The following is a 22,626-nucleotide window of genomic DNA, read 5'->3' as shown; positions in this document are numbered from 1 at the left end:
TCAACTATTTTCCGAACGGAATTCCTAACATAATTTGTATGTTTCGAGCTTGTTCTGGTAATTGCAATGCACGATAAAAACTGGTGTGATTGTAATAGTTTTTATTGAATAAATTAGAAACCTGAACACTTAAATTTGCACTAAAATTATTGAATTTAAGTTTCGTTTTTCCTCCAATTCCAACCAAGAAATAACTTGGAGTGATATCTTCATTTTGTGCAATTTTATCTTGCTCAAATGTATATTTTCCATTTGCAAAAAAGCTCAAACCTTCTAAAAATGCAATATTTTGATTGATTTTATAATTAATTTGTCCAAATAAATTATTTGCAGGAGTGAAAGGAAGATAATTTCCGAATTTTTTATTTTCCGTAATTTGTCGATTGTATAAATATTCGTACACAAGATTTGCATCAAAATTTTCGTTGATTTTCTTACGAACTTCAAATTCAAAACCAGTCAACAAAGCTTTGCTTTGTGTATATTGATAAATTTGTCCACCATGAGGAAGAATCGAAAATTGTCCCGAAGGTTTTAAGAAAATATAATTGCTGAAATAATATAAATACGGACTTAGCGAAATATTCCAATCATTTTTGTGAAAAACAGATTTGAAATCTACAGCAATTCCTTTTTCTATATCAAGATTTTCGTCACCTCGTTCATGTCTAAAACTACCGTGATGAATTCCGTTAGAACCCAATTCTATAGCGGTTGGTAAACGGAAATTTGTTCCAACATTCAAGTTGAAATCCCATAAATCATTTGGTTGAAAAGTTGCACCAATCATTCCGTTTAAATTACTGAAACTACGATCGATTGATTTGCTACGATTTGCATAATAATCTGCAATGCCTTCAGAATTACCTTTTTCAATCAAATAATTGTAAAGAAATTCATCAAAATAACCTTCCGATTTGAACGTCGAATAATCGTAACGTAAACCAGCAGTTACTTTCCAACGATTTCCTTTTTTGAATTCTTCAATCAAAAATCCGCTAAAAATATTTCGGTCATATTTTGGTAATAAATAATTGTAACCGGCAATATTATTGGCTTGTAATTGCGCTTGTGCGCCAATTATTGTTTTGAAATTTTTGCTATGATTATGTTCAAATTTTAATTGAGAATCATACGTTGATAAATTAAAATCTAATTCTAAATCAGGATTTTTTGTTGGAACTGGTTGATTTGCATAATGTGTGTGAAATGAACTAACTTCTTGTCGACGATTGTTTTGATAACTTGCTAAAAATTTTAAAACGTCTTTTGAATTTAAACGAAATTCATTTTCGGAAATTACTTTAAAATGATTCACTTTTTGATAAGGAAATTCGATATTTCTATAATTTCCATCATCTTGAAGTCTATCTACAGAAGGAATTCCGTGTGAACCAGGAAAGAAACCGATTTTCTGATTAACGTTAGAAACCGTTAAAATTGAACGAAATTTCTCACCAATATAACCTGTTTGTATTTCAGCATTCAAATCTTGTCCAGCCGTATTTTTTACACGTTTATTGTAAATTGGTAAATAGCGATTCAGGTAATAAATGCGATCGGTAGTCGTTCTGTAGTCTGCATAATCAGAATAAGAACCTTTTATTTTATAGAAAAAATGATCGTTACGAGATTTCAAATTAAATCCAATTCCGTAATTATCATTTATTGATTGATATAAAGTTTTTGCTTCTCCAGAAAGTGAATGTTTCGCTGGTAAATTGTTATTGTTAATCTTGATAACTCCAGCAATAGCTTCATTTCCGTACTCCAAAGCCGCAGGCCCTTTTATCACTTCGACATCTTCAACATTTAGCGCATCAATCTCCAAACCATGATCGGCTCCCCATTGTTGTCCTTCTTGTTTTACACCATTTTCAGCAACAATTAATCGATTGAAACCAAGTCCACGAATAATTGGTTTTGAAGCTGATGATCCAATTCCAGAAGCATTAACACCTGCAATATTTTCAAGTGATTTGGCTAATGATCCTGCATAGTTTTCTTGAATATAAGATTGATCGACACGCTCTACATTAGCTGTTGAAAAATCGTGATGATGCCCTAAAACAGTAACTTCATCTAAATTATATGCTTTGTGAAAAGTAAGTGTAAAAACAAATTTTTGTTGAGAATCAAACGTAATATTTTGAGAAAAAGGTTCGTAACCTTGCTCATCAATTTGAACTTGATAATTTCCTTTGTTTAAATTCTCAATTCTAAATTTTCCTTCGGCATTTGTGTGATATTCTTCGTTGTTGAAGTATACAGTTGCGAAAGGAATTGGTTTTTGATTTTTATCTATAATTTGACCTTCGAAAATGTTTTGTGCAAACACAGTTCCGCACAATAATGTAGCCGCAATACTACATTTTATGTTGATTGACATAAATACAATAATTTAATAACGTTAAAAAAATAAGGTGGTTTTTTCTGAAATTAAATTGCGTAGGGCGGTGCTCGAAGACTTTTTTGAGTAAGTAATACAGCTTGTTTTACACGAGTTGTGTAAAGTGTTTTATCTTTTTGGATAAATGATTGTGACCATTCAAATAACTCAATTTCTGAATCATTTTCTATAAAATGTTGATTGAAATGGCAAATTGTACAGCTATGATCGTGTACGTTAGAGAATTTGTCTTTCAGCTCTTTGTGCTCTTTATTTAGAGCATGATCCAATATATGCGCAGACTGATACACTGTCATAAACAGTGAAATCGTTAGCATAAGATATTGGATAAATTTTTTCATTCAGTTTACAAAAATAAGATTTTATTTCATTTCTTTCAACTCTTTCATGTTTTGTTGAAGTTTTCTTAAAAATAAAAAATAAATAATCCCATAATAAACCGTTCCTATAATCACAATAAAAGCAACAGCAGTTATTATTGCAATCCAACCATAAACAGCAGCATTATTCACAATTGGCTGTATATCATGAGCGTGTTTTGCCAAATAAATAGATTGGCCTAATTCGTAATAGAATGGGGCAGAAGAAACAATTAAACTTAAAACGGTGAAAAGAATAAACAAGTTCACCAATCGACGAAATGAAATAATGTTTTTCATCAAATCGACCACAGATTGATTAAGATCTATTTTTTTTAAATAACGATAAGCCATCACCAAAAATCCAAACGTAATCACAATACTAAAAACCGAAGCGATCTCGTAATTGTTAATTGTTTTTTCTTCGACTAATGTTTTGACTTCGTTATTAAAAAAATTTTTTCCTGAAATTAAAACATATAAATTGTAGACAAGAAAAAGGATAAATTCGAAAAAAGTGAATATAAATAACCATTTTATTGTTGTTGATGATTTTTTCTTCAACATTTGAAAAATTTGATTTTGATCAAACTTTTCTTCTTCCTTTATGGAACCCCAAATTGATTTTAAGTCATCTAACTCCATTATTGTTCCATTTTAGACATTATTTCTTTTAATTTTATCTTCACTCTGTTCATCTTTACTCGTGCATTTACTTCCGAAATTCCTAAAGTTTCGGCAATGTCTTTGTAAGGTAAGTCTTCCAAAAATAGCAGTACCAATGCACGTTCTACGTCGTTTAATAATCTAATTGCCGCGTATAAAAGTGTGATACGCTCTTCTAAAAATTCGTCTTTGTCGTCTGATTTTAAGTTTAAAAATTGAGCTTCATTAAAATCAGTTTCACTGGATTTTGTTTTTTTTCTGATTAATGTAATTGCTGTGTTTAAGCTAACACGATACATCCACGTACTAAATTTTGAATCTCCCTTGAAGGAATCGTAAGAACGCCATAATTGCAATACAATTTCCTGAAATAAATCGTCATGAGAATCCTTGTCGTCTGTGTAAATACGACAAACCTTATGGATAATTCCCTGATTTTTCTCGACTAATTCGGTAAATATTTTTGCTTTATTATTCAAACTATTATTCTGTTGCTCTTTATTTGTAGTAAAAAAAAGAATAATGTTACTACTAAAAAAATAAAAAATCCTCTTATAGAAATATAAGAGGATTAACCTAACTAACTTAAACCTATGAAAAGTTGTTCTACTTTTCTACTGCAAGTATAGAAATTAATTATTTATTAAGCAATAAAAATTTAGAAAAATTGTTAAAAATGTCTTAATTAACTAAGAATGATTCTAAACTATTGAAATCTGTTAACGAAATGATATAATTCATTGTGATTAGAGCAATGGGATGATTAAATTTGTGGAAATATCTAAAAAATTAAACGAATTGCTTTATGGCAAATGAATCATTACTAAAATCGTCGATTGGTAAGAAGTTCGCGATGGCGCTTTCAGCGTTATTTTTGATCGTGTTCTTGTTACAACATTTCGTGATTAATGCATTATCTGTTATTAATCCGAATGGGTTCAATGAAGTTTCGGCTTTCATGAGTGATAACCCTTTTATCCAATATTTAATGCAGCCTATTTTATTAATTGGTGTTGTATACCACTTTGTAATGGGGTTTGTATTAGAAGCGCAAAACAAGAAAGCGCGTGGACCAGTTGCTTACCAAAAGTATAATGGTGCTGCAAATGCTTCTTGGATGTCAAGAAACATGTTAGTTTCTGGATCTGTAATTTTAATTTTCTTATTATTACACTTGTATGACTTTTGGGTTCCTACAATTACTGATCACTACATTGTTCCAAATCCTGAGTTTGCTCAAGGAAATTACTTTATGGATCACTTAAACCACGTTTTCACATTAGAAGGTGCTTTAAGTTTTGTAAGATTAGTAATTTACATTGTTGCATTTGTATTTTTATCATTACACTTACAACATGGATTTGCATCAGCATTCCAATCTATTGGTGCAAGACACAACAAATACACTCCAGTAATTGTTGCTTTCGGGAAATGGTATTCAATTTTAATTCCAGCAGGTTTCATTATCATCGCTGTTTACCATTTTTTTGTTAAATAATTAAATAATATCAAGAAATGAGTATATTAGATTCAAAATCTCCAGAAGGAGATATCGCACAACAATGGAGCGAACACAAAGCACACCTAAACTTAGTGGCTCCAAATAACCGTGATAAAATTGATGTTATTGTTGTAGGTACTGGTTTAGCTGGTGGTTCTGCAGCTGCTACTTTAGCAGAGTTAGGATATAAAGTAAAAGCTTTCTGTTACCAAGATTCACCTCGTCGTGCTCACTCTATTGCTGCACAAGGGGGTATTAATGCTGCTAAAAATTATAAAGGAGATAACGACTCTATCTATCGTTTATTTTACGATACAATCAAAGGTGGTGATTACCGCGCTCGTGAGTCTAACGTTTATCGTTTAGCGGAGGTTTCTGGTAATATTATCGACCAATGTGTAATGCAAGGGGTTCCTTTTGCACGTGATTACGGTGGGTTATTAGATAATCGTTCTTTTGGTGGGGTACAAGTATCTCGTACTTTCTATGCGAAAGGTCAAACAGGGCAACAATTATTATTAGGAGCTTATTCAGCAATGAATCAGCAAATCCACTTAGGGCACATCCAAATGTACAACCGTCACGAAATGTTAGATATTGTTCTTGTAGATGGTAAAGCTCGTGGTATTATCGCTCGTAATTTAATTACAGGTGAAATCGAAAGACATTCTGCTCACGCAGTAGTTATTGCTACTGGTGGTTACGGAAACGTATATTTCTTATCTTCTAATGCAATGGGTTCTAACGTAACTTCAGCATGGAAAATTCACAAAAAAGGTGCTTATTTTGCTAACCCTTGTTATGTACAAATTCACCCAACTTGTATTCCAATCCACGGAACAAATCAATCTAAATTGACTTTAATGTCTGAATCTTTACGTAACTCTGGTCGTATCTGGGTTCCTAAAAAGAAAGAAGATGCTGAAGCAATCCGTGCTGGTAAGAAAAAAGCAGTTGATATCAAAGAAGAAGACAGAGATTACTACTTAGAAAGACGTTATCCTGCATTTGGTAACTTAGTTCCTCGTGACGTTGCATCTCGTGCTGCAAAAGAGCGTTGTGATGCTGGTTATGGTATTGAAGCAAATGAAACTGGAGAAGGAGTTTATTTAGATTTTACAGATGAGATCAAGAAAAAAGGTCGTGAGGTTGCTTTCGCAAACGGAGATCAAAATCCATCAGATGCTGAAATCGAGAAATTAGGTAAAAAATGGATTGAAGAGAAATATGGAAACTTATTCCAAATGTATTGGAAAATTACAGATGAGAATCCATACGAAAATCCAATGCGTATCTATCCAGCAATTCACTACACAATGGGTGGTGTTTGGGTTGACTACAACTTACAATCAACAATTCCTGGATGTTTCGTAGTAGGAGAAGCTAACTTCTCTGATCACGGAGCTAACCGTTTAGGAGCTTCTGCATTAATGCAAGGTTTAGCAGATGGTTATTTCGTATTACCTTATACAATTGCAGATTATTTATCAGCAGATATTCGTACAGGTAAAATTCCTACAAATACGCCAGAATTTGATGAAGCTGAAAAGGCTGTTAAAGACCAAATTCAACATTTCTTAAGCAATAAAGGAACTAAAACTGTAGATAGTTTCCACAAACGTTTAGGAAATATTATGTGGAACAAAGTAGGTATGGCTCGTAATGCTCAAGGTTTAAAAGAAGCGATTGCTGAAATTGCTGCTTTACGTGAAGAATTCTACCGTGATGTAAAAGTTCCTGGTGATGCTAACGAAATGAACACTGAGTTAGAGAAAGCTGGACGTGTAGCTGACTTCTTAGAATTAGGACAGTTAATGGCAATTGACGCTCTTAACCGTAATGAGTCTTGTGGTGGTCACTTCCGTGAGGAGTACCAAACAGAAGAAGGTGAAGCAATGCGTGATGATGAAAATTATACTTATGTTGCCGCTTGGGAATATAAAGGTGATGATATCAACACTGAGGTTTTACACAAAGAGGAATTAAATTACAAATATATCGAGCTTAAAACTCGTAGTTATAAATAATAAAATCATTTTGCTTGATAACAAACCTTCAAGCAAAATGTCAAAATATCATATAGAATTATGGCATCATCAAAAACAATCAGCATCACGCTGAAAATTTGGCGTCAAAAAAACGCTAATGCTCAAGGAAAAATGGAAACATATTCCTTAAAAGATGTTTCTACTGATTCTTCTTTCTTAGAAATGCTTGATTTATTAAACGAGCAATTAATAGAGGAAGGAAAAGAGCCAGTTGCATTCGACCACGACTGTCGTGAAGGTATTTGTGGTATGTGTTCTTTATTCATCAATGGAGAAGCGCACGGACCAGATAGAGGTGTTACAACTTGTCAATTACATATGCGTATGTTCAAAGATGGTGAAACGATTTACATCGAACCATGGAGATCTGCTGCATTCCCAGTAATCAAAGATTTAATTGTAGACCGTTCATCTTTCGACCGTATCCAACAAGCTGGTGGTTACATCTCTGTAAATACATCAGGACGTACAGTAGATGCAAACAATATTCCAGTAAACAAAATGCATGCAGATGAAGCGTTCGACGCTGCAACATGTATTGGTTGTGGAGCTTGTGTTGCAACTTGTAAAAATGGATCTGCAATGTTATTCGTAGGAGCTAAAGTTTCTCAATTCGCATTGTTACCACAAGGACAAGTAGAAGCTGCTCGTCGTGCTCAAAAAATGGTTGCACAAATGGATTTAGAAGGTTTTGGTAACTGTACAAATACAGGAGCTTGTGAAATCGAATGTCCAAAAGGAATTTCTTTAGATAACATTGCACGTATGAACCGTGAGTATTTATCTGCAAAAATTGTATCACAAGAATAATAACATTCTGATATATATTAAAAGAGCGACATGTTTGTCGCTCTTTTTTTGTTATAATAATTGCAAAAAAAAAAGGATTTCAATCTCTTGAAATCCTTCCCAATGTCAAATTCTTTCTTCTGAATAAGTCCATTGTAACTTGTTCTTTTTAAATGATTATAAAAAAGAATTTTTATAAATAGAACAAATATCTATTGTAAATAATAAATGAAATGTACTCATATATGAGAGACTATTAATCCTATGCAATAACTATGAGCAAAATCGATTTAAAAAGAACGTCTAGGGAAAAAAGGATTTCAATTTCTTGAAATCCTTCCCGAAATTTTTGATAATGATTTGAATTAATTTTCACCTTATTATGAAAATTCTCTGTCGGCTTAAAAATTTCGTTATTTTGTGGAAAAACAACTATTAATTTTAATGTTCTGTTTCAAAACAACTAAAGTATTTTGAAGTCCTGAACGAATAATTATTAATTCCTTGATGTAAAATTAATGACAAAAATCATGTTTTGCAAATTATTTCAGATTAATTTTAAAAGTTTAACACATCAATAAATCTATTTAGAAATAAAAAATCCAGCACATTATGTGCTGGATTTTAAGTTTAAGATTACTAAAATATAGTGTTCTGAGATTATTTAATGTTCTTAAAACTTCTATTGATAAAATTTGTTAATTCTTTACCTTTTAACAAACCTTGCGATAATTTTGCTAGATCTAATGCTTGATTAATCAACGCTTCTTTTTCTTCTTTCGAATCTTTAGCTAAAATTTCTGTTGCTAAATCCGAGTTTGCATTCACAACAACATTATACATTTCAGGGAAATTACCCATTCCAAACATCCCAGCTCCGCCAGAAGCTTGCATATCTTTCATACGACGCATAAATTCTGATTGCGTAATGATGAAAGGTGCATCTGTTCCAGATAAATCTTCTAATTGAATTGTATATGATTTATTGTTGATTGATTCTGTGATTTCAGTTTTCAATTTTTCTTTATCATCATCAGATAATTTGGAAATTTTAACTTCATCTTTTTCAATCAAATTATTGATATGATCCGCATCAACACGAACAAATGTTACATTTTCTTTTGTAGATTCTAACTTCTGAATCAAGTGAGAAGAAATAGGAGAATCTAATAAAATTACTTCGTAACCTTTTTCTTTCGCAATTTGTATGTATTGATCTTGTCCATCAACATCAGACGCATAAAGAATTACTAATTTTCCGTCTTTGTTGGTTTGATTGTCTTTAATCGCAGTATTTAATTCATCCCAAGTAAAATATTTACCATCAACTGTTGGATACAATGCAAATTTGTCAGATTTTTCGAAGAATTTATCTTCCGAAATCATTCCATATTCAATTACAACTTTAATATCGTTCCATTTTTGCTCGTAATCTTCACGATTTTGATTCATTAATGAAGACATTTTATCCGCCACTTTTTTCGTAATATGTGCCGAAATTTTCTTCACAGCTCCATCAGCTTGTAAGTACGAACGCGAAACATTCAATGGAATATCTGGAGAATCTATCACACCACGTAATAACATCAAGAAATCAGGAACAATTCCTTTCACTTCGTCTGTTACAAATACTTGATTTTGGTATAATTGAATACGATCTTTATCAATATTGATGTTGTTTCCTAATTTTGGGAAGAATAAAATTCCAGTCAAATTAAATGGATAATCAACATTTAAGTGAATATGGAATAAAGGTTCTTCGAATTGCATTGGATACAATTCTCTGTAGAAATTTTGATAATCTTCGTCAGACAATTCTGATGGCGCTTTTGTCCAAGCCGGATTTGTATTATTGATAATATCATCAACTTCGATTTCCTCTGGTTTAGCATCTTCAGCAGCACCTTCTGGTAAAGGAAGTGTTTCTTTTTTCGTTCCAAATTTGATCGGAATTGGCATGAATTTATTGTATTTATTCAATAATTCACGGATTTTCCATTCGTCTAAAAACTCTTTCGAATCTTCAGCAATGTGTAAAACGATTTCAGTTCCACGCTCGGTTTTATCCGAATTTTCTAAGGTAAATTCAGGAGAACCATCACATGTCCAATGAACTGCTGGCTCGTCTTTGTATGATTTTGTAATGATTTCTACTTTATCCGCAACCATAAATGCAGAATAAAAACCTAAACCAAAATGTCCGATAATTCCGTCTGCATCTTGGTGTTGATTAATAAATTCTTCTGCACCAGAAAAAGCAACTTGATTGATGTATTTTTCAACTTCATCAGCTGTCATTCCCAAACCTTGGTCAATAATATGTAAAGTATTATCGTCTTTATTGATTTTTACTTCAATTTTTGGATTTCCGTATTCTACTTTTGCATCACCAATACTTGTTAAATGCTTTAATTTCAGGGTTGCGTCAGAAGCATTCGAAATCAACTCACGCAAAAAGATTTCGTGATCGCTGTATAAAAACTTCTTAATTAATGGAAAGATATTCTCTACCGAAACATTAATATTTCCTTTATTCATCGTTATTGTATTTTTTATTTTTAATAATTAGTTTTTCTTGTAAATAGTCTAAATCATGAGATTTGTAGACGGAATGTAAATTTCAAAAGATATTCCAAATGAAATTTTTCTGACATTTTGTCGTAAAATAGATCATGAGAACTGCTTATAATTGCTTAATTTTCGTTCAAATTTAGAAAGATGAAATTCGGAAAAGTAGAAAACCCAGAATTGGTTGATTTTACATTGCCAAAAACGCCAAAAGAAACGATTGATTTGTTGAATAAAGTTGATAAATCAGATAATTTCGAAGTATATGTAGGCTGTGCAAAATGGAATAAGCAAGATTTGAAGAATTTTTATCCGCCTAAAACAAAAGATGAATTGAGTTATTATTCAACGCAATTTAATAGTATCGAGTTAAATGCGACATATTATCGTTCGCCAAGTAAAGAAAATGTCGAAACTTGGGTAAATAAAACTCCAAAAGATTTTAAATTTTTCCCGAAAATTCCACAAAGTATTAGTCATTATGGACGATTGCAAAATGTGACAGATAAATTGAATCAATATTTGGATGCAGTTGCGTTATTTGAAGAAAAATTAGGAATGATTTTCTTACAAATGCACGAAAATTTTGCTCCAAAAGATTTTGAAAAATTAGAAAATTTCATTCAAAATTTTCCGAAAGGTTATCCGTTAGCTGTAGAACTTCGTCATGAAGATTGGTTTTCGAACGAAGAAAATTTTAATCGATTGGTTTCGTTATTAGAAAAGCATAACATTTCAAATATTATTGTTGATACAGCGGGTAGGAGAGATATGGTGCATATGCGATTGACTTCGAATGAAGCTTTTGTGCGTTTTGTTGGAGCAAATATTCCATCTGATTACGAGCGTTTGGATGAATGGATTGAAACAATTAAACTTTGGAAAGCAGAAGGTTTGCAGAAATTGTATTTCTTTATTCATCAAAATTTAGAGTTAGAATCGCCAATGTTAGCCAAATATTTTATTAAGAAATTAAACAATGATTTAGATTTAGATATTCGTAGTCCGCAAGATGAATTGACGTTGTTTTAAGTGAAAATTAGAAAAAATAATTCTTTAAACCTCGATTGTTTCAACTAATTTTGCAGAACAAATAAAACAAAAGATTCTTCTCAATTATGAAACAATTTACTTCGGTTAATGATGTAGAAAACATCGACGAATTACTAAAAATAGCCTTAGAAATTAAAGCAAATCCTTTTGCTCAACAAGAGGTTGGTAAAAACAAAACAATTGGTTTAATATTTTTTAATCCAAGTTTACGTACACGTCTAAGCTCTATTAAAGCGGCTTATAATCTTGGAGCAAATGCTTGGGTTTTGAATGCTGGAGCAGATTCTTGGACATTGGAAATGGCTGATGGTGCTGTGATGAACGGAGATACGCAAGAACATATCAAAGAAGCAATTCAGGTAATGAGTGCGTATTGTGATGTTTTAGGCGTTCGTACTTTTCCGAAATTAGTAGATCGTGATGAAGATTATAACGAAATCATGTTCAATAAAGTAAAAGAATTATCTTCTGTTCCTGTTGTCTCTTTGGAAAGTGCAACTTTACATCCATTACAGTCTTTTGCTGATTTAATTACAATTGCAGAAAAAACGGGTTATACGCCTGGGACAAAACCTGAAAAGAAAGTGAAAGTTGTGATGACTTGGGCGCCGCATCCACGTCGTTTGCCACAAGCTGTTCCGAATTCTTTTGCGCAATGGTTTTCTAAGGTAGATTGGGTAGATTTTACAGTTGTACAACCAAAAGGTTTGGAGTTAGATCCAAAATTTACTAATGGAGCAACGATTGCTTATGATCAAGATGAAGCGTTGAAAGATGCTGATTTTGTCTATGCAAAAAACTGGTCTTCTTATGAAAATTATGGTCAACCGAATGATGGTGATAAGGATTGGGAAGTGACAATGGATAAAATGAATTTGACAAATAACGGAAAATTTATGCATTGTTTACCAGTTCGTCGCAATGTAGTAGTATCTGATGAAGTTTTAGATTCTGATCGTTCTATCGTAATTGATGAAGCAACGAACCGAATTTTCTCAGCTCAAACCGTTTTTCACGAGATTTTGAAAAATAAGTAGTAAACTACAATTAAAAAAGGCTTAAAAATTAATTTTTAAGCCTTTTTTAATGATATTATTTCTCACTAAAGTCCAACATGAATATCTTTCGTAGTGGCTTCTTTTTGAGAAGTTTTATATTTTGAATCATAGTTCCAAATAATCTTATCTGAAATGGTTTTTCCATTAAGATTAGTTTCTGCAATGATTATGTTTTCACCTTTTTGCAATTGAACATTTTCAGCAACGAAATGAATCTTATTATAGCCATTTTTTACATTTTCAATCTTTTTACCATTTACAGTTAACGTTGGCGTTCCTTGATTAGAGAAGATTGTAACAGTTGTAAATTCATTTCCTCTATTTACCATTCTACGTTGCGTTAAATAAACAACAGGTTCTTTGCTCCAATTTGCTTTATACCAATAAAAAGGATCTTTTTTAATTTTTCGATCAAACGAAACCAAACCTTTGAAATTTCTTGGATTAACATTTAATCGTGTAATAGGCGTTGCAAAATCGAAAGTATTCCAAACATAAGATCCCAAAAATATTGGATGTTTTTCTATTGTTGCCCAATGAACAATATGAAATTTAGTTGCAAATTCTTCTGGAAAAAATGCAGGATCACTCCATTGATTTCCATAGTTCCCAGCAACTTCAACTTGATCTTCAGGTTTTGCTTCTGCGCCATATTCAGAGAAAATGATTTTGTAATCTTTGAATTTTTTCGAAATTTCATTCGCCCAAGTTTCAACATCTTCTTTGTCTGTCAAATTTTCTACTTCGCCATTGTACCATCCAAAATAATGATTAATTCCTTGTATATCCGCATTATTATTAACTGGATGATCGACCACATTATAACCACTTACTTGTACTGTATAACGATCAGAATCTTCTGTTTTAGCTAAGTCATTTAGCTTTGTTGTCAATTCGATGGTGTAATTATTTGGCGAATAAACTTCATTGTGTAATCCCCAAGTGTAAATAGATGGATGATTGTAATTTTGACGAATCAACTCTTTTAATTGTTGCATTGCATTATTTTCTTCCAAGGTTGTAACCTGATTCACAAACGGAATTTCTGCCCAAACAATCAATCCTAGACTATCACATTTCGAGTAAAAATAATCAGATTGTTGGTAATGAGCTAATCGAATAGAAGTTGCACCAATTTCTTTTATAATTGCTAAATCTTCATCGTGATCTTCATTTGATAAAGCCGAACCTTTTCCCCAGCGATCTTGATGTCTTGTCACGCCATAAAGCGGATATTTTTTGTCGTTTAAGAAGAAACCTTCGTTCGCTTTTAGTTCAAATTTACGAATACCCAAAGGTTGTGTTACTTCATCTAAAACTTGATTATTTTGTTTGATTTGTGTCACTACTTTATATAAATATGGATCTTCTAATCCATTCCATAAATGTGGATTATTAACCTTAATATCTTGAATAATTTCTTGTCTTCCTTGTGGTGATAGAGTGTAAGGAGTGCTGATAGACTTTACAGTTTTATTGTTATGATCGATGATCGAAGTGAAAATTTCGATGTTATTTGTTTGAGCTGATTTATTATCAACTTTGACTTTAAGATGAATATCAGCCGATTTTTTACTAACATTTTTCTGAGAAATAAAAATTCCAGCCGAAGCAAAATCATTTACAGCAATATTGATAGGATCAGTAACAATTAACGAAACAGGACGATAAATTCCGCCATAAACAGGAATAAAACATGATTAACAGGAATAATTGCTGGATTTTCTTCGTTATTAGCTTTAACCAAAATTTCATTTTCTTGATCAAATTTTAACATTCCTGTCAATTCCAAAACAAAAGCAGAATATCCACCTTGATGACGACCTACAAAATTATAATTTCCGTTGTTTACATCACTTTGATAGCTTACTTTGTTCTTATTTTGAGTTGATTTTAAAGGAGAATTATTCATGTAAACTTCTGCATTTGCTCCAACACCTTCAAATTTGATAAAGATTCGTTTACCTTTCCAGTTTGTTTTTGGCGTAAAAGATTTTCTGTAATACGAATCACCCACATAAAAACGCTCGTTTGTACTATAAAAACCAGGTGTAACTTGGTTCGTTTGCATATCAGTTGCATTCCATGTATGTGGAACTTGAACCAATTGCCAATCGCCTTTGAAGATAGAATTGTAATTAATTTCTGCAGTGGTAAATGGCCCTTTTTTAAAGCTCCAATTAGAGTTGAAGTTTACTATTTCTCGTGCATTTACTATTTGTAAACCGATAAAGAGTAAAATTAGAGATGTTAAATTTTTCATGTGAGTTTTGATAAGCAGTAAAAATAGTAATTTCAAAAATGTAGGCAAAAAAGAAAGCCACTCGATTTGAGTGGCTTTTCTACTTATTTTGAATAGATAAATTATTTATCTAAAACTTCCATATCAAAATATAAAGTTGCATTTGGTGGTACAACACCTCCAGCACCTCTTGATCCGTAACCTAATTCGGCAGGGATAATTAAGAAAACTTTAGAACCTCTGTTGAACATTGTTAATGCTTCCATCCAACCTTGGATTAATCCTGTAACACCAACTGTTGCGTCTAGTGGTTGATTGCGATCGTAAGATGAATCTAATTTTTCACCATCGTTTAAGCGTAAAGTATAATGTACTTGGATTGGATCTCCTTGAATTGGTTTTGCTCCGTTACCTTCTTCTAAAATTACATATTTTAATCCAGAAGGAGTTGATTGAGCTTTTGCTTCTAATTCTTTTTGACGAGCAATTTCTGCATCTTTTTCAGCTTTTGCTTTCGCTTCAGCTTCAGCTTGTTTTTTTGCGTGATTAGCTTTTGCAGCTTCAAATGCTTCAGCTCCGTTGTATTTAGCATATTTATCACCTTTACGAGCGATTTCTACTTTCTCAATTACAACTGGAACAACTGGTTTATCACTTGGCGTTTTTTCTACATTTGCAATAGAATCAACTACGTCTAAACCTTCTACAACTTGTCCGAAAATAGTGTGACGTCCGTCTAACCATGGTGTAGGAACTTCTGTGATGAAGAATTGAGAACCGTTTGTAGCTGGTCCTGAATTTGCCATAGATAAAACACCTTTTTTGTCGTGTTTTAAAGTTGGTTCAAACTCATCTTCGAAATCGTAACCAGGTCCACCTGTACCAATACCATCTGGATCACCACCTTGAATCATGAAATCTTTGATCACACGGTGAAAAATGATTCCATCATAAAAAGGAACTCCTTTTGCTTTTGCTTTATTTTCTTTTGTACCTTCTGCTAATCCAACAAAGTTAGCAACCGTCATTGGCGCTTCTTCTTCGTATAATTTGATTGTCATTGCACCATGATTTGTTGTCATTTTTGCATACAATCCGTCTTCTAAACTTTTAAATTCTTCTTTACTCATCGATTTTGGAATTTTAACGCCACAACTAACAAGGGTAGTGATGACAGTTAAGATTAATAATATTTTTCTCATTTTAACTTTACAGTTTTTGTGTTTATTAGTGTTTTTTTATTTTTAAAACTTTTACATCCATAATAATAGGCGAGTCTGGCGCAATTTTTTGTGTATCACCATAACCTCCATAAGCTAAAAACGAAGGTAATAATAATTTAGCAGTTTCACCTTCAGGAATTAATTGCAAACCAGCTTGTAAACCTCTCACAATATCAGCTTTTCCTAAAATTATTTTCTGAACTTTATTATCGTTAAACGAATATAAAATGTTGTTTTCGAGATCAGTTACTTGATATTCAAATTCGATGTAGTCTCCATTATTTGCTGTAGAAGCTGTTCGTTGACCACTATTTGAAATCCAAAAGCCCGAACTCGTTTTAACAAATTTTAGGTCAGATGTTTTCATATAATCATCAAACCATTGTAATTCTTCTTGATGCAATAATTTTCCACGTTCTTGCGAACGTTTCATAAAATCGTCATTGGAATATGAAACGGGATATTGTATGACTTTTTGATCACAACTCATCAACGCAAAAACAGCGAAAGTGAATAAAATAACTTTTTTCATTAGATAACGATACTAGCTAATTTTTCTTGATATTCTGGTAAAAGGGATTGGAAATAAGCAATTGTTTCTTCCATATTCATATCCGAACGACCTCCTGAAGCATTCATATGACCGCCGCCATTGAAATGTTTGCGAGAGAATTTATTCACATCAAAATCACCTTTCGAACGTAACGAAATTTTAATGAAATTATGATGTGTGTCTTCAATAAAAATTACAGAAAAGATAAAGTTCTCTACACTCAAACCATAATTTACAAAACCTTCTGTATCTCCTTTTTGAAAACCATTTGCTAATAAATCTTCACGTTTTAAAAACATAAATGCAGTACGATATTCAGGTAAAAAAGTTAGATTATTTAAGGTTAATGATAATAACTTTAAACGTCCTTGTGTTTGTGAATCATTTACATACGAAGTTACTTTGTCAACTTCTACACCTTTGTCAATCAGTTCTGCTACAATTCTGTGCGTATCTGCTGATGTATTACGAAAACGGAATCCACCTGTATCAGTCATCATTCCTGTGTAAATACATTCTGCAATGCCTTTATCAATTTTATCTAAATCATTCATCGCTTCGATAAAATTATAAACCATTTGACAAGTCGCAGGCATTTCGATATCCGAATACATAAAATCAAATGTATCTGGTTCGCGGTGATGATCGATTAATATTTTTGGAGCTTTCGAACGTTCAACCCAGTTTCCTAAGTCATCAATTCGTTTTACAGTATTAAAATCTAAGATAAAAATCAACTCAGCTTGATGTATAATAGCTTCTGCAACTTTTGGTCGGTAATCTGCAATTACAATCTCCTTTGCAGAAGGCATCCATTTTAGGAACTTCGGAAAATCGTTTGGTGAAACAATGTTACACGTATGTCCCAATTTATTCAAATAATGAAACATCGCCAATGTAGAACCTATCGCATCTCCATCAGGATTTTTGTGCGGTAGAATTGCAATTTTCTTTGGGGTTGATTTTAACAGAGCTTTTAGCTCTTCGAAATTTGTCATTTGCATAGTTGCAAAGATAAACAAACAAGTGATATTGTAAATTGCTTTGAAGAAGAAAACCTCCAAATTTGGAGGTTTTCTTGTTTTTATGAAATATTTATAATTTATAAATCTCTTTTTTTGATAATTAATAAGGATAAACCAAGAAATAAAATGATGTAGAAAACATTTGTAGCAAAATATTCCCATTGTACATGATCCGCAACAAATAATTTTCCTTCCATAATTGCTTTTTGTATATCTACAGAAGGATAATCAATTATTTTTCCGTTTGAATTAAGTGGTAAATAATTAGTTAAGATTTTAATTTCATCAGGATTTTTTGGAGGATTTTTACCAAAACGAACTAAAAATTCAACAACTTTAGCAACAGATTCTATAATATTCAAAACAATTAAAGATAAAATCGCAAAAGCACTTTTCTTTAATAGGAATGATAAAAACATGGCGAATACAATATAAGCGAAGATTTCGACGAAATATCCTCCTAAGAATTCGATTCCGTTTACAAAATCAAACTTTTCGCTAAAAATAGAACCTAATGCAAAAACTAAAACGCCAACTAAAAGTGTAGAAATCAAAGTTATCACAACGTTCATCAAAACTTTTGTGTTTAAAAATTCAGTTTTAGATAAACCATCAATTGTATTTTGCTTGAAAGTTCCGAAAGAGTATTCGTTTGTAATATTATTAATAACAATAATAGCTAAAAAGAATTTTCCAAAACCAATTAACCACGTAATATTATGCCAAATTATAGGAAACTCTAATGCTCCCAATTTGATTAAATCAACTTCAATTTCATTCATATTTGGTTTGAAATTCGGTAACGTAATTCCCATTAACAGAATCATCACAAAATATAAAATGATGAAAATTCGCGTTCCTTTATTGTAGAATAATTTATTCCATTCTATGCTAAATAATCTTTTCATGTTAGTTCTGTTTTTGGATTAGTTGGAAAAATTGTTGTTCTAAAGATTCTTTACGTTTTACTAAATGATTCACGATAATTCCTTGTTCATAAAGCATTTTGTTAATTTCTGCTGGATCTTTCTCTTCTGATAAAACAGCAAAAAGTTTGTTGTTTTCTTTGGTAACTTTTGAAACGAATGAGAACGTTTTTAGTGTATATTCCAAACTTTCCATATTTTGCGCAGCAACTTCTATACTTCCAAAACTTGAATTCATTTGATCTACAGAACCCGCATAAAGCATTTTTCCTTGATTCAGAACCACTACATGCGAACATACTTTTTCGACTTCGTCTAATAAATGACTTGCTAGAATAATTGTAGTTCCTTGTTGAGCAATTTTAATAATCAATTCACGAATCTGAATAATTCCTTGTGGATCTAAACCATTAGTAGGTTCGTCTAAAATCAGCACTTCAGGATCATTTAATAACGCAGCCGCAATTGCCAAACGTTGTTTCATTCCCAACGAATATTGTTGAAATTTATCTTTTTTACGAGAAAGTAATCCAACTAATTCAAGTTTTTCGTCAATTTTTCCATAATTAACTTCTTTAATATCAGCAACAATTTCAAGATTTTTTTCTGCTGATAAATAAGGATAGAATTTTGGGCTTTCGATAATTGCACCAATTTTTTTTAATGAATCGTTATCTGGTTCTTGATCAAACCATTTCCACGAACCCGCTGTAGGATTGATTACATTAAGAATCATTCCTAATGTTGTCGATTTTCCACTTCCGTTTGGACCAAGTAATCCATAAACGTTTCCTTTTTCTACCGAAAAAGTGACATTGTTGACCGCTGTAAAACTGCCAAATTTTTTAGTAAGTTGATTAATTTCAAGAACTTTATTCATAGTAGTTGAATTTGTTTTCTTTATATGTAGAGTTTTTTGTTAATTTGTTACAATTTAGAATTAATTTAAATAACATGAGAACGATACTTTATACCTTATTAATTGTACTAACAATTCAGGCTAAAGCGCAAAACGGAAAAACTTATCAAATTTATAATCAACAAGAAAAGAAAGTTGATTTTGATAAAATGATTAAAGAATTAGCAAAATATGATGTTGTTTTATTTGGTGAACATCATAATAATGCGGTAAATCATTGGTTGCAATTGCAAACGACAAAAGAATTGTATAAGATAAAAGGAAAACAACTGATTCTTGGAGCAGAAATGTTCGAGCGTCATCAACAAAATGATTTAACGAATTATTTGAAAAGCAAAACGACGGATGATGAGTTTCAAAAGAGTACAAAGCTTTGGAATAATTACAAAACAGATTACAAACCGCTTGTTGATTTTGCGAAAGAAAAGAATTTAGATTTTGTAGCAACTAATGTAACGCGCAAATATGCTTCGTATGTCGCTAAGAATGGACTTGAAGCTTTGGATACAGTTCCAAATAATGAGAAAGCCTTTATTGCGAAACTTCCTATTACCATAGATTATGATGCACCTGGTTATCCTGAGATGATTAAAATGATGGGAGATCATGCTGGAGTGAAGGCAAAACAGTTTGTTGCAGCACAAGCTACAAAGGATGCAACAATGGCAGAATCAATTTTGAATAATTTGAAGAAAAATAATCTATTCATTCATTACAATGGTGATTATCATTCTAAAAATTATGGCGGAATTTATTGGTATTTGAAATATTTTCGACCTGAGCTCAAAATCGCCGTAATTGAAATTCTAGAAAGTGAAGATTTAAATGAAAAATTATCTGTAATTAAATCTAAAAACGAAAATGTTACTACGACAGAATTTATTATAGTATTTCCTAAGGATTCGCCTAAAACCTACTAATTTTACTTATAAGCAGAAAGTTTTATTGATTATTTTTCATATTTTGCATTTTAAAAAATAAAGCAAACAATTAAATACAACTATGGACAGAAGAAATTTTATTAAATCGACTGCTGCAGCATCTACGGTAGCATTAGTATCACCAGATTCATTATTTGATTTTTCATCAAAAATTGATAAGGTGAAAGTAGGAATTGTTGGCTGTGGAATGAGAGGGCAGGTACATTTAGATGAGTTATTAAAAAGAAATGATGTAGAAGTTGTTGGGATCGCTGAACCAGATCAACGAATGATTGATCGTTCAAACAAAATTTTTGCAAAACATAATAAAAAACCTGTAGAGTATTTTAAAGGTTTAGATGGATATAAAAAATTATATAAGAATAAAGAAATGCATGCTGTAATTATAGCTACGCCATGGGAATTTCACGCTGAGCAAACAATTGCAGCAATGAATGCGGGTAAAATTGTAGGTTTAGAAGTGTGTGGAGCGATGAATTTACAAGAATGTTGGGATTACGTAGATACATACGAAAAAACGAAAGTTCCTGTATTCATGATGGAGAATGTTTGTTACCGTCGCGATGTTATGGCTGTAATGAATATGGTTCGTAAAGGAATGTTTGGTCAAATTGTTCATGGACAAGGTGGTTACCAACACGATTTAAGAAATGTATTATTTAATGATGGTAAACAACCTTATGGTGGTGGAGTTGAATTTGGAGACAAAGGTTTCTCTGAAGCTGCTTGGCGTACAAATCATTATGTAAAACGTAATGCAGAATTATATCCAACGCATGGTTTAGGACCAATCGGTACAATGATGGATGTTAACCGTGGAAATAGAATTACACATTTAACTTCTATGGCTTCTCAACAAGCTGGTTTAACTGATTATATCGTGAAGAATGGAGGTGTAGATCATCCAAATGCAAAAGTTAAATTCAAACAAGGAGATATCGTTCAAACAATGTTAAAATGTGAAAACGGAGAAACAATCTTATTAACGCACGATACATCTTTACAGCGTCCATATAACTTAGGTTTCCGTATTCAAGGAACTGATGGTATTTGGCAAGATATCGGTTCAGGAGGATTTAGTCAAGGTTTCATTTATTTCGAAGATGAAATGAAACATTCTCACAAATGGGCAAGTTCAGAAGATCATTTAAAAACTTACGATCATCCATATTGGAAAAAATACGAAACTCAGGCAGAAGGTGCTGGGCACGGAGGAATGGATTTCTTCTTAATGAATGATTTTATCGAATGTATTAAAGCAAACAAAGAATTCCCATTCGATGTATATGATTTAGCAACTTGGTATGCAGTAACACCATTAAGTGAAAAATCTATCGAAGGAAATGGTACTTCTCAAGAAATGCCAGACTTTACAAGAGGAAAATATAAAACAAGAAAACCAGTTTTTGGTACAGAAGATTATGGATTCTAAAACCTTATCATTAGTCATTTTAGCAGGTGGAATGGGAAGCCGCTACAAAGGACAAAAACAAATTGATCCAATTGGACCAAGTAAAGAAACGTTGATGGAATATTCAATTTTCGATGCTTTTTCTTGCGGAATAAAACATTTTGTATTCATTATTAATGAACAATTTAATGCAGAAACTAAAAAATATTTTCAAAATTTAATTGAAAAAAATGGAGGTAAAGTAGAATTTGTTCTTCAAACGACGTATACATCTGTTCCGAGAGGAATTTATGATACAATAGAAAAACGTGAAAAACCTTGGGGAACTGGACATGCGTTAATGATTACAAAAAATCATTTAAACAATCCATTTATTGTAATTAATGCAGATGATTTTTATGGTCGTAAAGCATTTGAAAAAGCAAGTGAATTGGTTCAAAACGAAAAAATCACTGCAAATACTTATGGTATGGTTGCGTACAAATTGGCCAATACGATTAGCGAAAATGGTTCTGTTTCTCGCGGAGTATGTACTGTAACTAACGGTCATTTGGAGAATGTTGTAGAACGTACAAATATCTATTCTAACGAAAATGGAGAAATTGTTTTCGAAGAAGATGATAACGTTTTACCATTAGATGGAGATACGGCTGTATCGATGAATTTCTTTGTTTTACATCCTTCTATTTTCAGAAAATTAGAAGATAAATTTGAGGAATTTCTTCACGAAAATGCTTCTCAATTGAAAGCAGAATTTTTCTTGCCGAAAGTTGTAAATGATATGATCAAAGAAGATCAATTGGAAGTGATTGTAGAAAAATCGGATGACAATTGGTTCGGAATGACTTATCCAGAAGATAGAGAAGTTGTAGTAAATTCTATTCACAATTTAATCAATGATCAAAAATATCCAAATTCTCTTTGGACATAAAAT

At 31.9% G+C, this 22,626-nt stretch carries 20 protein-coding genes; 8 read left to right on the top strand and 12 right to left on the bottom strand.

Annotated elements, in window-relative coordinates; translation table 11 throughout:
- Positions 1–4 precede the first annotated feature (4 nt).
- The 4 genes from HXZ69_RS04855 to HXZ69_RS04840 all read right to left on the bottom strand — a co-directional run bounded on the left by HXZ69_RS04855 (position 5) and on the right by HXZ69_RS04840 (position 3,914).
- Positions 5–2,389 carry a TonB-dependent receptor gene (locus HXZ69_RS04855; protein ID WP_221855587.1) on the bottom strand — a complete coding sequence of 795 codons (2,385 nt, stop codon included), beginning with the start codon at positions 2,387–2,389 and terminating at the stop codon, positions 5–7.
- A 50-nt stretch (positions 2,390–2,439) separates the two neighbouring features.
- Positions 2,440–2,706 (bottom strand): hypothetical protein, encoded by a 267-nt coding sequence (locus HXZ69_RS04850; RefSeq protein WP_148098210.1) that lies wholly within the window; start codon positions 2,704–2,706, stop codon positions 2,440–2,442.
- A 66-nt stretch (positions 2,707–2,772) separates the two neighbouring features.
- Positions 2,773–3,414: a DUF8845 family protein gene (locus tag HXZ69_RS04845; protein ID WP_286495221.1), complete on the bottom strand. Its 642-nt coding sequence runs from the start codon at positions 3,412–3,414 to the stop codon at positions 2,773–2,775.
- Complete coding sequence (locus HXZ69_RS04840; RefSeq protein ID WP_038337221.1) at positions 3,414–3,914, bottom strand: RNA polymerase sigma factor; 501 nt, start codon at positions 3,912–3,914, stop codon at positions 3,414–3,416. Before HXZ69_RS04840 ends, HXZ69_RS04845 begins: the two co-directional genes overlap by 1 nt.
- Positions 3,915–4,240: 326 nt before the next feature.
- On the opposite strand from HXZ69_RS04840, the gene HXZ69_RS04835 reads away from it, so the two are divergent.
- The 3 genes from HXZ69_RS04835 to HXZ69_RS04825 are packed head-to-tail and all read left to right on the top strand — an operon-like array spanning position 4,241 to position 7,794.
- Positions 4,241–4,933: a succinate dehydrogenase cytochrome b subunit gene (locus HXZ69_RS04835; RefSeq protein ID WP_286495220.1), complete on the top strand. Its 693-nt coding sequence runs from the start codon at positions 4,241–4,243 to the stop codon at positions 4,931–4,933.
- 17 nt (positions 4,934–4,950) lie between these two features.
- Positions 4,951–6,963 carry a fumarate reductase/succinate dehydrogenase flavoprotein subunit gene (locus tag HXZ69_RS04830; protein WP_286495219.1) on the top strand — a complete coding sequence of 671 codons (2,013 nt, stop codon included), beginning with the start codon at positions 4,951–4,953 and terminating at the stop codon, positions 6,961–6,963.
- Positions 6,964–7,023: 60 nt separating this feature from the next.
- A complete protein-coding gene (locus HXZ69_RS04825; RefSeq protein WP_038337216.1) occupies positions 7,024–7,794 on the top strand; it encodes a succinate dehydrogenase/fumarate reductase iron-sulfur subunit in 771 nt (256 codons plus the stop codon).
- Positions 7,795–8,433: 639 nt separating this feature from the next.
- Here the strand turns inward: HXZ69_RS04825 and htpG are convergent.
- Positions 8,434–10,311, bottom strand: a complete 1,878-nt coding sequence (htpG, locus tag HXZ69_RS04820; protein ID WP_286495218.1) for a molecular chaperone HtpG — start codon at positions 10,309–10,311, stop codon at positions 8,434–8,436.
- Positions 10,312–10,491: 180 nt separating this feature from the next.
- Between htpG and HXZ69_RS04815 the strand changes: the two genes are divergently transcribed.
- Both HXZ69_RS04815 and HXZ69_RS04810 read left to right on the top strand, forming a co-directional pair.
- A complete protein-coding gene (locus HXZ69_RS04815) occupies positions 10,492–11,373 on the top strand; it encodes a DUF72 domain-containing protein (RefSeq protein ID WP_286495217.1) in 882 nt (293 codons plus the stop codon).
- Between the two features lie 86 nt (positions 11,374–11,459).
- The gene (locus tag HXZ69_RS04810; RefSeq protein WP_286495216.1) at positions 11,460–12,431 is read left to right on the top strand and encodes an N-acetylornithine carbamoyltransferase; all 972 of its coding nucleotides are present in this window, start codon (positions 11,460–11,462) and stop codon (positions 12,429–12,431) included.
- A gap of 65 nt (positions 12,432–12,496) precedes the next feature.
- Here the strand turns inward: HXZ69_RS04810 and HXZ69_RS04805 are convergent, their stop codons facing one another.
- From HXZ69_RS04805 to HXZ69_RS04775, 7 genes are all read right to left on the bottom strand, one after another.
- Positions 12,497–14,047, bottom strand: coding sequence for a glycoside hydrolase family 2 protein (locus tag HXZ69_RS04805; protein ID WP_286495237.1), 1,551 nt, complete (start codon positions 14,045–14,047; stop codon positions 12,497–12,499).
- Positions 14,048–14,103: 56 nt separating this feature from the next.
- Positions 14,104–14,715 carry a glycoside hydrolase family 2 protein gene (locus HXZ69_RS04800; protein WP_286495215.1) on the bottom strand — a complete coding sequence of 204 codons (612 nt, stop codon included), beginning with the start codon at positions 14,713–14,715 and terminating at the stop codon, positions 14,104–14,106.
- A 101-nt stretch (positions 14,716–14,816) separates the two neighbouring features.
- Complete coding sequence (locus HXZ69_RS04795; protein WP_286495213.1) at positions 14,817–15,896, bottom strand: peptidylprolyl isomerase; 1,080 nt, start codon at positions 15,894–15,896, stop codon at positions 14,817–14,819.
- A gap of 25 nt (positions 15,897–15,921) precedes the next feature.
- Complete coding sequence (locus HXZ69_RS04790; protein WP_115000909.1) at positions 15,922–16,449, bottom strand: FKBP-type peptidyl-prolyl cis-trans isomerase; 528 nt, start codon at positions 16,447–16,449, stop codon at positions 15,922–15,924.
- Positions 16,449–17,474: a DHH family phosphoesterase gene (locus HXZ69_RS04785; protein WP_286495210.1), complete on the bottom strand. Its 1,026-nt coding sequence runs from the start codon at positions 17,472–17,474 to the stop codon at positions 16,449–16,451. The genes HXZ69_RS04790 and HXZ69_RS04785 overlap by 1 nt, the downstream gene beginning before the upstream one ends.
- 98 nt (positions 17,475–17,572) lie before the next feature.
- Complete coding sequence (locus HXZ69_RS04780) at positions 17,573–18,403, bottom strand: DUF2705 family protein (protein ID WP_286495208.1); 831 nt, start codon at positions 18,401–18,403, stop codon at positions 17,573–17,575.
- A 1-nt stretch (position 18,404) separates the two neighbouring features.
- The gene (locus HXZ69_RS04775) at positions 18,405–19,301 is read right to left on the bottom strand and encodes an ABC transporter ATP-binding protein (protein WP_221856261.1); all 897 of its coding nucleotides are present in this window, start codon (positions 19,299–19,301) and stop codon (positions 18,405–18,407) included.
- Positions 19,302–19,375: 74 nt separating this feature from the next.
- Between HXZ69_RS04775 and HXZ69_RS04770 the strand changes: the two genes are divergently transcribed.
- The 3 genes from HXZ69_RS04770 to HXZ69_RS04760 all read left to right on the top strand — a co-directional run bounded on the left by HXZ69_RS04770 (position 19,376) and on the right by HXZ69_RS04760 (position 22,623).
- On the top strand, positions 19,376–20,260 hold the full coding sequence (locus tag HXZ69_RS04770) for a ChaN family lipoprotein (protein WP_221856264.1): 885 nt from the start codon (positions 19,376–19,378) through the stop codon (positions 20,258–20,260).
- 82 nt (positions 20,261–20,342) lie between these two features.
- A complete protein-coding gene (locus tag HXZ69_RS04765) occupies positions 20,343–21,713 on the top strand; it encodes a Gfo/Idh/MocA family protein (protein WP_286495206.1) in 1,371 nt (456 codons plus the stop codon).
- Entirely contained in the window at positions 21,688–22,623 is a 936-nt protein-coding gene (locus HXZ69_RS04760) for a nucleotidyltransferase family protein (RefSeq protein WP_260392464.1), read from the top strand. Before HXZ69_RS04765 ends, HXZ69_RS04760 begins: the two co-directional genes overlap by 26 nt.
- The last annotated feature ends 3 nt before the right edge of the window (positions 22,624–22,626 follow it).

Origin of the sequence: Empedobacter sp. R132-2 (genome assembly GCF_030324375.1) — a bacterium.
Lineage (GTDB): Bacteria > Bacteroidota > Bacteroidia > Flavobacteriales > Weeksellaceae > Empedobacter > Empedobacter falsenii_B.
The sequence above is the reverse complement of the archived record's forward strand: the minus strand, read 5'-3'. Positions and strand labels throughout refer to the sequence as shown.

What these genes read in the sequence shown, in the direction of transcription:
- HXZ69_RS04810 (WP_286495216.1), top strand. Translation starts at nt 11,460, where the DNA reads ATGAAACAATTTACTTCGGTTAATGATGTAGAAAACATCGACGAATTA.
- HXZ69_RS04775 (WP_221856261.1), bottom strand. Translation starts at nt 19,301, where the DNA reads ATGAATAAAGTTCTTGAAATTAATCAACTTACTAAAAAATTTGGCAGT.
- HXZ69_RS04835 (WP_286495220.1), top strand. Translation starts at nt 4,241, where the DNA reads ATGGCAAATGAATCATTACTAAAATCGTCGATTGGTAAGAAGTTCGCG.
- HXZ69_RS04830 (WP_286495219.1), top strand. Translation starts at nt 4,951, where the DNA reads ATGAGTATATTAGATTCAAAATCTCCAGAAGGAGATATCGCACAACAA.
- HXZ69_RS04815 (WP_286495217.1), top strand. Translation starts at nt 10,492, where the DNA reads ATGAAATTCGGAAAAGTAGAAAACCCAGAATTGGTTGATTTTACATTG.
- HXZ69_RS04855 (WP_221855587.1), bottom strand. Translation starts at nt 2,389, where the DNA reads ATGTCAATCAACATAAAATGTAGTATTGCGGCTACATTATTGTGCGGA.
- HXZ69_RS04785 (WP_286495210.1), bottom strand. Translation starts at nt 17,474, where the DNA reads ATGCAAATGACAAATTTCGAAGAGCTAAAAGCTCTGTTAAAATCAACC.
- HXZ69_RS04845 (WP_286495221.1), bottom strand. Translation starts at nt 3,414, where the DNA reads ATGGAGTTAGATGACTTAAAATCAATTTGGGGTTCCATAAAGGAAGAA.
- HXZ69_RS04780 (WP_286495208.1), bottom strand. Translation starts at nt 18,403, where the DNA reads ATGAAAAGATTATTTAGCATAGAATGGAATAAATTATTCTACAATAAA.
- htpG (WP_286495218.1), bottom strand. Translation starts at nt 10,311, where the DNA reads ATGAATAAAGGAAATATTAATGTTTCGGTAGAGAATATCTTTCCATTA.
- HXZ69_RS04765 (WP_286495206.1), top strand. Translation starts at nt 20,343, where the DNA reads ATGGACAGAAGAAATTTTATTAAATCGACTGCTGCAGCATCTACGGTA.
- HXZ69_RS04770 (WP_221856264.1), top strand. Translation starts at nt 19,376, where the DNA reads ATGAGAACGATACTTTATACCTTATTAATTGTACTAACAATTCAGGCT.
- HXZ69_RS04825 (WP_038337216.1), top strand. Translation starts at nt 7,024, where the DNA reads ATGGCATCATCAAAAACAATCAGCATCACGCTGAAAATTTGGCGTCAA.
- HXZ69_RS04850 (WP_148098210.1), bottom strand. Translation starts at nt 2,706, where the DNA reads ATGACAGTGTATCAGTCTGCGCATATATTGGATCATGCTCTAAATAAA.
- HXZ69_RS04790 (WP_115000909.1), bottom strand. Translation starts at nt 16,449, where the DNA reads ATGAAAAAAGTTATTTTATTCACTTTCGCTGTTTTTGCGTTGATGAGT.
- HXZ69_RS04795 (WP_286495213.1), bottom strand. Translation starts at nt 15,896, where the DNA reads ATGAGAAAAATATTATTAATCTTAACTGTCATCACTACCCTTGTTAGT.
- HXZ69_RS04800 (WP_286495215.1), bottom strand. Translation starts at nt 14,715, where the DNA reads ATGAAAAATTTAACATCTCTAATTTTACTCTTTATCGGTTTACAAATA.